Origin of the sequence: Pseudoalteromonas sp. CO348 (genome assembly GCF_004208845.1) — a bacterium.
GTDB lineage: Bacteria > Pseudomonadota > Gammaproteobacteria > Enterobacterales > Alteromonadaceae > Pseudoalteromonas > Pseudoalteromonas maricaloris.
Window position 1 is genome coordinate 79,563 of sequence record NZ_SGPI01000018.1, and the last position, 6,644, is coordinate 86,206.

Consider the following 6,644-nt stretch of genomic DNA (forward strand, 5'->3'; position numbering starts at 1 on the left):
TATACTTACTTCTTTAAATCTAGCACATCTTGCATATCATAAAGGCCTGCTGGTTTATCTTTTAACCACTGCGCAGCCCTTACAGCACCTGACGCAAAGGTCAATCTCGACGCTGCTTTATGTGTTAATTCAAGCCTTTCCCCCATTGTCGAGAAGTAAGCCGTATGTTCACCTACTATATCTCCCGCTCTGAGGACCGAATAACCGATTTCTTGTTGAGATTTCGCTTCGTGGCTCTGACTTCGGTCGTAAACCGCAACCTCATCATGTTGCCAGCCTTTTGCTTCTGCAATCGCCTCTCCGATAGCGAGTGCAGTTCCTGAGGGTGCGTCGATTTTGTTGCGGTGGTGCGCTTCGAAAATTTCAATATCCATGTCGTCAGCCAGCTTTTGTGCGGCTGTTTGTACCAGGTTCAGTAGCAGGTTAATGCCAACGCTATAGTTACGAGAAAACACAATTGGGATATCTTTTGCGGCTTCGACCAACAGCGCCATTTCACTTGCTGTCAGTCCAGTAGTACCGATCACCATCGGTTTTTTAGCGGCAATTGCAGCTGATAAATGCTGCTTCATGCCCTCTGGCAAAGTGAAGTCTATTAATACGTCAACATTTTCAAGCTTACTTTGCTCGGAGCTAAAACAGATATTTGCGTCTGCTTGAGGCTGCAATTGATTAACTGCTTTATCAAGATATTGTGAATTATCTCGTACAAAGGCGTTGGCCAGCTCTACTTGTTGCGACAAATAACAGGCTTCAATCAATGCTAACCCCATTCTGCCATTCGCACCGTAAATACCTATTCTTGTCATACGTTACCCTTTTTTATTTGCGATGTTGATTATCCAAAAGGCAGCAACGATGGCTAACCGGATAATAGAAGTGTGTTTTTGCGGGAGTAGAGTTTACCGTATCTGTGTGTCATAGTCAGTTAAGTTGAAAATAATAAAACATTAGACTTTAGACGTCTAAACATATAAACTGCCGCGCTCGCTCACCTATTGAAGTTGAGAGATTTTCATCTTATGCCAATTGCATTAAGTAAATGGGCTATTTTGAAGCGGAGAAATAGCTTTAGTAGCTAGGCAAAAATTTTGCGATTCATTTGTTCTAAATGAGAAATTTTTAACGACGCTAATATGCTAGTTCCCCCTTCAAATTGGTTGGAGAATTAATACAATTGGTATTAGGTGTGTTGTGCGGTTTTGCAGCTGGTTATTGGCTGTGCTTTATTGTTGGGGAGTGCTATGCAACCAAATTACAATCAAACAAAGGCGAAACTATCATTATTGCCGCTGTTGACCTTTGTAGGGATTTTTCTTGGCGCAGGATTGTATTTGCAATCGCAAGGCGTTGACTATGCGTTTTATCAATTAAAAGCTCCTGTCGCGATTCTACCAGCCATCGTTCTCGCTTTTTTACTTAATAAAGATACCATCAACCGCAGTGTCGAAACTTTTATTCAAGGCGCTGGACACAGCAATATTATCACCATGTGCCTCATCTATTTATTAGCAGGTGCTTTTTCTGCGGTTGCAAGTGCCACTGGCGGTGTGGACGCTGTGGTTAACGCCGGTTTATCACTTATTCCTCCGGCATTTTTATTACCCGGCTTGTTTCTTATTTCTGCTGTCGTCTCTACCGCAATGGGAACCTCCATGGGCACAATTGGTGCAATTGGACCTATTGCTGTTGCCGTCGCGATGAAAACCGGAATTGATCCGGCACTGATGGCTGGTACCATCGTTTCGGGCGCAATGTTTGGCGATAACTTATCTATTATTTCCGATACCACAATTGCAGCAACGCGAACGCAAGGCTGTGAAATGAAAGATAAATTTAGAGAGAATCTAAAAATAGCCCTACCAGCTGCGCTGCTGACTGTTTTACTCTTGGTGTTTTTAACCCCAGAGCCGCAGGTTGTAGAAACCAAGCCGTTTGATTGGTTATTAGTTTTACCATACGCATTTATTTTGGTCTTGGCGGTGATTGGTATCAATGTTTTTGTTGTGCTCTTTAGTGGTATCGTTTTTGCTGGCTGTATGGGTTTTGCCGGTGACTATCAAGGCGCTGCGTTCTTAAACGATATCTATAAAGGCTTTAGTGATATGCAGGAGATTTTCTTGCTGTCGATGTTCATTGGTGGTTTATCTGAATTTATTCGTATCAATGGCGGCCTAGATTTTTTAGCCAAACAGATCCAAAAAATTACCAGCATTATCGCGAAATGGCACCGTCAAGTAGCTGATCAACTCGGTATTGCTGCACTAGTGTTAACAAGTAACTTGTGTATCGCAAATAACACAGTAAGTATCATAGTTGCAGGCCCTGTTGCTAAAAAACTGGCTGAAGATGGAAAGATCTCAGCTAAGCGCTCGGCAAGCTTATTAGATATTTTCGCGTGTGTTATGCAAGGCTCTTTACCCTATGGTGCACAAGCACTGTTACTCGGGGCCACGTTTAAAATCAGCCCTTGGGATGTATCTAGCTCTTCTTATTACTGTTTCATTTTGGCTTTCACCGCCATTACCGTTATCTGTCTAAGAAGAAATAAAGCATAATTTATTCGGTTTACGCGCCCAACTTTGGGCGCTTTTGTTATACTTTCATTTTTAACGCTATCCGAATTAATAAATGAAAATCAACACGCTCATCATTTCCTCCTCACTCGCTTTTAGCACATTTGGTTATGCTGCTGATTGGAGTACAACGCAACTACATATAAACCGCGGTGATTTCAAAAACCCGTTTACCAGAAACGAAGCAACGGCAACGGTTTACTCATTACAACATGCGTCTGGATATCGCTACGGCGATAATTTCTTCTTTATCGATTACAGCAAAGATGACCTTAGTGATGGTTACCAAGACGGTGACTTTTATGGAGAGTGGTATTCGAGCTTGTCGATGTCAAAGATTGCAGGCTTTAAGTCTTCTTTCGACGCCATAGCTGACGTTAGCTTAACCATGGGTTTCAATGCAGCCGGAGACGCTAAGGTGATGAAATACTTACCTGGTGTCAAAGTAAATTGGAATTTTGATGGGTTCAATTTTTTCTCTTCTACATTCACACTTTATCAAGACGATAGCCAAGGTATTAGTCATGGCGGTGCGCCTAAAGAAAGTGATAGCTGGATGATAGATCTCGCTTGGGGTTACCCCTTTACAATTGGCGAGCAGAAGTTCTATCTCACAGGTCACGTAGAATATATTGGCGAGCGAGAAAACGAGTTGGGTAATGACGTAAAAGGCTGGTTGCTCGCGCAGCCAATTCTACAATGGGATCTAGGCAACGCGGTAGGTATGCCTGACAATCAGTTAATGTTAGGGGTTGAATGGCAATATTGGCGTAACAAACTTGGCACAGATACCAATGAATCTGTTCCCCAGCTACATCTAGCGTGGACTTTCTAACTCTAAACTTGCTTTTGACCTTTGATGTTATACCAATTTAACTTAATACTTGTTCAATTTGAGGAATTAAATCTGACGCTAGCTGTGTTAAAAATTTATCATTTAGAACAACTAAATAGCAAAATTTTTGCCGGGCTATCGACAAGATTTTTTTGCCTCAAAATAGACCACTTAATTAAGTAAATTGGTATTACTCTGTGATGGTTGAGTCAAAGGTACTCATTATTTATCAGCCTCACCTGATACATCTACTATTCAAAGTATAAAGAGTAGTGCTGTGGTAATAGTTTTTTGTGATGAATTAGTGCTTACACCAAGATAGTGCAACTTCCGGTAGCGAAGTATCCGGCGGTACATTGGCGGCCACTTTTTGCTGCTCAGACAGTAACGTATTATATGACGCTATCAATTCTGGGAGTTGCAATGTATAAACATATTTCTCCATATTACTGCCGTAATCACTTTGGAGCAATATGGGTAAAGTCGAAATAAGAAACTCAACTTGATCTCCTTTTGGCTGTATGCCATTTCTACTTTTTTGAAAAATCAGCTCCTGCCAAGTAAACACAATGGATAATTCTTTATCCTCTACCGCACTTAGCTGAGTTTTCACTGTATTCATATAGCGCCTAAAGTTTTTCCACTGATTGGCAAGCAAATAAACATTTAATAAATTTAACCCCGTATAGCTCGCTTCGTAAGCTTGCTCTGCTTTTTGATGATAGAGGAAAGCTTGCCTATATAGTCTCGCAGCATGCTGATATTTACTCATATCAAAATAAACATTAGCTAAGTTATTGTTAAGTGCCGCTTCCAGTTGCTCATCCTTCACCTCAGACAATGTCGGCGCTAAAATATTGATTGCTTCTTCTAACTGCCCTGTTGTTCGATATAAAACGGCAAGATTATTAACGATAAGTGGCCTTTGCTCGTGAGTTGAGTACTTAAGAGCACATTCATAGTTTTTTTGCGCAAGCGCAGGCTTACCGATCCGGCGATAATAAATCGCGAGGTAATTTGCAATTTGCCCCTTTTCGGACTGCAAATACGCAAGCCACTCAGTATTGTCGGAAAATAGCGCTACTATTTCACGAATTCTGATCGTATCGTTTGTTTTAATTGCAGCTTCTAAACCGGCGCGATGTAACTCATAGATACCTTTAGAGGGCTGTTCTGGAAGTTTGGGTAACGCAGCTTCATATACTCGAGTTGCTTGTGTTGGGTTTGAGATGTTTAAATCTTGAATAACCTGTAATGTCTTAAACAATTCATCAGGGGCGAGTACTGTCAGAGAAGAAACAATAATTAAAACTGGTAGCACTTTCGCTCTCCGATTTCCTGATTTAAAGTAATCATAGTGGAGCTTCCGCCGGTTAGCAAAATGCCCGAGCGTGCAGAAGTATAAAACCGCTAGCGACTTCACATTAAACACATCAAATCCATTAAAGTGGGTCATCAAAATATGGACTCTGTGACTACAAAAACTAAAAGCAGCACAACAAGGTATTTACTCGATGCAGAAAGACACAGCAATTAAACAGTCACAACTTAATAGAAAGATGACACAGGCCATCGAGTATTTTACTTCGGGCCAAGATCAAGCAGCAGAGCAAGCATTTCAGCAACTATACCAACAGCAGCCCACCCAGCAGGTCATTTTATATCTCGCACAATTGGCGCAGCGTAGACAAGCCGGGAGTGAATGGATTGAACAACTTGAAGCTCTGCTACATAAACACCCAGATGTACCAGATAGCTATTATATTCTCGCTCGCAGTTATCAACAAAACAGACAACTACCACTCGCCGCTCAAACCTTCTATCAAGCGCTAGGATGGCGCTTGCAGCATGACGCACTGACAAACATTGCAGCAGTTCAATCATCCGAAGTACCAATACATGAAAGCGCGAGCTCAACTAAACTAACTCCTGAAAATGCATTACACCTATTACTACAAACATTGTCATCCTTAAAAAAGGCGGGATTTTATGCTTTTCCTACGGCTGGCACTTTGCTTGGGTTAGAGCGTGAAGGTCAACTCTTAGAAAATGATAAAGATGTTGATATTGGTATCGACTGGTCTCACATGAAAAGCGCAATCGAACATTTACAGCATTTTGGCTGGCAGGAAGAAGCGCAATCCTATGGACTTATAAACCCTCGATGTTTTCGCCACCAATCAGGCTTAGTGCTTGACCTTTGCGGTTATGCCACAGAGCAAAGCACTGGAGACACCATATCAGGTTTATGGATGCAAGACGTACCTTTTACTTGGAATAGAGTGACGCGCTTCTCTGCTATTCAAGTTGTGAGCATCAGCTCACCTGCTGGAGAAATTTGTTATCCCCAGTATCCAGAACAAATCTTACAAGCATTATATGGGCTGGATTGGAAAATACCTGACGCAAATTTTGATACCATTGTCTGCGCCCCGAATATTATGCAAGATTCCTACTTATATTACTGTTATGCCTACTCTCACCTCTACACTGAGTGGAAAAAAGGCAACTTCAAAAAAATGCATGCCATGCTTAAGGTGCTATTACAATTCAAACCTCATGACGGTCTTTTAAAAAATCTTATGCAGTTCGTACAAAAGCAGATGAAATCACAACAGCCGTGCCGTGTTTTAGCGCTTGGTTTTTTTGATCTGCTTCACCCTGGTCACTTAACGTATTTGTCGTTAGCGAAATCACACGGAGACTACTTAGTTGTTGGGGTCGCACCGGATGCTTTTGCGTTAAAAAGTAAGGGGCGACCGCCAATAATGGATCAAGACGAGCGCTTAAGTATTATTAAGGCATTAGCATGCGTAGATAAAGCGGTTTTAGTCGGTGCACCAATGGCCGATACTGAGCGAGCAGCGCACTGGATCGCACAACAAAGTGTAAACCTTGTGATCTGCGGTGATGAATGGCAACACACGCCCCGCTGGCAAGCGTTGGAAGCAGCTTTAGCACCACAAAATATTCGGGTTGTTTATATTTCTTATACCCAAGGAATTTCTAGCACTAAAATTAAAGAAAGAATACAAAACTTCAATGAGAGTTAACGCTGTGTATCTGCTGGGAGCGAGTGTTGAAACGGGTTTTGATGTACATGTACGTTCTTCACTGTCATCAAAAGGAAATCAAGCCATCGGCGGGTAAACCACCTTATATGGACTCCTCCAATTGTACAAGCCACTTTTAGCATTATTAGTGTGATTGCGTGCTTATATCCGGGCTCTTGA

The 6,644-nt window shown here is 41.8% G+C and carries 5 protein-coding genes; 3 read left to right on the plus strand and 2 right to left on the minus strand.

Annotated features, from left to right (window positions below; all coding sequences use genetic code 11):
- Window positions 1–5: 5 nt before the first annotated feature.
- Entirely contained in the window at window positions 6–809 is an 804-nt protein-coding gene (gene dapB / locus EXT48_RS10040; protein WP_010604027.1) for a 4-hydroxy-tetrahydrodipicolinate reductase, read from the minus strand.
- 435 nt (window positions 810–1,244) lie between these two features.
- Between dapB and EXT48_RS10045 the strand changes: the two genes are divergently transcribed.
- Both EXT48_RS10045 and EXT48_RS10050 read left to right on the plus strand, forming a co-directional pair.
- A complete protein-coding gene (locus EXT48_RS10045; RefSeq protein WP_010604026.1) occupies window positions 1,245–2,558 on the plus strand; it encodes a Na+/H+ antiporter NhaC family protein in 1,314 nt (437 codons plus the stop codon).
- Between the two features lie 73 nt (window positions 2,559–2,631).
- A complete protein-coding gene (locus EXT48_RS10050; RefSeq protein WP_130164378.1) occupies window positions 2,632–3,411 on the plus strand; it encodes a nucleoside-binding protein in 780 nt (259 codons plus the stop codon).
- Window positions 3,412–3,712: 301 nt separating this feature from the next.
- On the opposite strand, the gene EXT48_RS10055 is transcribed toward EXT48_RS10050, so the two are convergent.
- Window positions 3,713–4,732 carry a tetratricopeptide repeat protein gene (locus tag EXT48_RS10055; protein WP_240703372.1) on the minus strand — a complete coding sequence of 340 codons (1,020 nt, stop codon included), beginning with the start codon at window positions 4,730–4,732 and terminating at the stop codon, window positions 3,713–3,715.
- Between the two features lie 193 nt (window positions 4,733–4,925).
- On the opposite strand from EXT48_RS10055, the gene EXT48_RS10060 reads away from it, so the two are divergent.
- Window positions 4,926–6,464: an adenylyltransferase/cytidyltransferase family protein gene (locus EXT48_RS10060; protein WP_130164380.1), complete on the plus strand. Its 1,539-nt coding sequence runs from the start codon at window positions 4,926–4,928 to the stop codon at window positions 6,462–6,464.
- Window positions 6,465–6,644: the final 180 nt, after the last annotated feature.

Bases quoted from the DNA above. Each gene is read 5' to 3' on its own strand.
- dapB (WP_010604027.1), bottom strand. From the start codon at position 809: ATGACAAGAATAGGTATTTACGGTGCGAATGGCAGAATGGGGTTAGCA.
- EXT48_RS10060 (WP_130164380.1), top strand. From the start codon at position 4,926: ATGCAGAAAGACACAGCAATTAAACAGTCACAACTTAATAGAAAGATG.
- EXT48_RS10045 (WP_010604026.1), top strand. From the start codon at position 1,245: ATGCAACCAAATTACAATCAAACAAAGGCGAAACTATCATTATTGCCG.
- EXT48_RS10050 (WP_130164378.1), top strand. From the start codon at position 2,632: ATGAAAATCAACACGCTCATCATTTCCTCCTCACTCGCTTTTAGCACA.